Raw genomic sequence first — 2,158 nt, forward strand, 5'->3', positions numbered from 1 at the left:
GGAGAAGATTTCGCCGACGGCCACGGCGTCTACCAGGCCGGGGCCGACGTAGCCAAGGAACGCCGGTTCATGGCCGGAGCCGCCGCCGGTCACGATGCCCACGCGGCCCTGTGGTGACGGCTTGGCCTTGCCGATCACCCGGGGATTGGTTTCGTATTGGCGCAGCTCGGGGTGCGCGACCAGAATACCCCGCAGCATGTCCTCCACCACCTGGTCCGGATCGTTTATCACTCGATTCATAACGCGGTTTCCTGTGTTCTTGTTCTTGGTGTGGGAGCCGGGGGCTTTGTGGGAGCTGGCTTGCCTGCGATTGCATCGGCTCGGTGTCACAGATAGACCGAGGCGTCTGCATCGCAGGCAAGCCAGCTCCCACAAAAAGCCTAAGCCCGGCGCCCGCAGGGTTTTGTGTTATTGGGCCAATCAGGGTTCCAGGACGACTTTAAGCGACTTGTCCCCGCGCTCCATCACCGCAAACGCTTCCTTGAAGTCCGCCAGGGCAAACTTGTGGGTCACCACGTCGCGCATGTCGATCTTGCGGTTGCCGATAAAGTCGATGGCGCGCGGGTACATGTAGGGGCCGAGGTGCGAGCCCAGCACGTCCAGTTCCTTGCGGTCACCGATGATTGACCAGTCCACCGTGGCCTCGTCGTTGAACACGCTGAATTCCACGAAGCGCCCCAGCTTGCGCAACATCGCCAGGCCCTGGTTCACCGCCTTGTGGTGCCCTGTGGCTTCGATGTAGATGTCGCAGCCGTAGCCATCGGTGATCTCGCGAATCTTCGCCATCACGTCGACTTCTGCCGGGTTCCACACTTCGTCCGCGCCCATGCGCAGGGCGAGGGCGGCGCGTTCGGGTTTCATGTCGAGCACGATGAGTTTTTTCGGGTTGCGCATGCGCACCGCACCGATGATCCCCAGGCCCAGGGTGCCGGCGCCGGCCACCACCACGATGTCGTCGAAATCCACATTCGCCCGTTCCGCCGCGTGCAGCGAACAGGCCAGGGGTTCGATCAGGATGGCTTCGTCCGGGGCAATCGAGTCCGGTACTTTGTGGATGATGCCTTCCTTGGTGAAGATCATGTACTGGGCCATGGCGCCCTGGACGTTGTTCTGGAAACCGTACAAGTCGTGTTTCTGGCACATCCAGTACTGGCCGTGGTTGCAGAAGCGGCAGCCCCAGCACGGCACGATCTGTTCGGAAATCACCCGGTCGCCGACCTTCACCCCGCGCTTTTCCGCGCCGGGGCCGAGGGCGACCACGCGGCAGACAAACTCGTGGCCGGGAATCATTGGTGGCTTCACGTAGCGCGGCTGCTCGGCGTCGCCCCAGAACGAGGGCGCGCCGCGGTAGGTCTTGATGTCGCCCATGCAGATGCCGCACAGCTCGACCTTGGTGAGGATCTCGTCGGGGCCGGGCGTCGGCACATCGACGGTCTCCAGGCGATAGTCTTCGGGGCCGTGACAGACCACGGCCTGCATGGTTTTCGGAATGACGGGGGACAGTTGTTCGGCAGTGCGTTCGGTAACGGTAGACATGACGATAAACCTCACGACAAAAGATCAATTACTGGATGCTGTAGCCACCGTCGATCACCACGTTTTCCCCGGTGATCATCTGTGCGGCGTCGCTGAGCAGGTACAACGCCAGCCCGGCGATTTCTTCCGGCTGGGCAAAGCGGCCCGCCGGGATCTGCAATTTGGCCCGTTCCCCCAGCTCGCCCGCCCAGGCCTTTTTACCCAGGGCGGTTTCGACGATGGTCGGGGAGATGGCGTTGACGTTGATGTGGGGCGCCCATTCCATGGCGAGCACCTTGGTCATGCCGACCACGGCGGCCTTGCTGGCGCAGTAGGCGACGTGACGGTCCAGGCCGATCACCGCCGCTTGGGAGGCGAGGTTGACGATGCGCCCGCTGCCCTGGGCCAGCATGTGCCTGGCGCAGGCCTGGGCCACGAAGAAACTGGCCTTGAGGTTGATGTCGAGAGTGGTGTCCCAGGCGTTTTCGCTGACGTCCAGGGCCTTGTCCAGCAGGGCCACGCCGGCGCTGTTGATCAGGTAATCCAAGCGTTTGAAGTGATCGAATACGTAATCGATGGTGCTGTGCACCTGGTCGAGTTGGCGCAGGTCCACGGCGATGCCGATGTTCCCGGCGCCGAGGCT

General features: G+C 62.8%; 3 protein-coding genes. All 3 read right to left on the bottom strand.

Going from position 1 to position 2,158, the window contains the following annotated elements; translation table 11 throughout:
- Window positions 1-240: dihydroxyacetone kinase subunit DhaK (locus HX846_RS36055; RefSeq protein WP_178967328.1), on the bottom strand; the 240-nt coding region annotated here is incomplete at its 3' end.
- 180 nt (window positions 241-420) lie between these two features.
- Window positions 421-1,536, bottom strand: a complete 1,116-nt coding sequence (locus tag HX846_RS36060; protein ID WP_008434653.1) for an erythritol/L-threitol dehydrogenase — start codon at window positions 1,534-1,536, stop codon at window positions 421-423.
- Between the two features lie 28 nt (window positions 1,537-1,564).
- Window positions 1,565-2,158, bottom strand: a 594-nt coding sequence (locus HX846_RS36065; protein ID WP_178967329.1) for a GolD/DthD family dehydrogenase, incomplete at its 5' end; no start/stop codon positions are given.

It is taken from the genome of Pseudomonas sp. K5002 (assembly GCF_013386655.1).
Lineage (GTDB): Bacteria > Pseudomonadota > Gammaproteobacteria > Pseudomonadales > Pseudomonadaceae > Aquipseudomonas.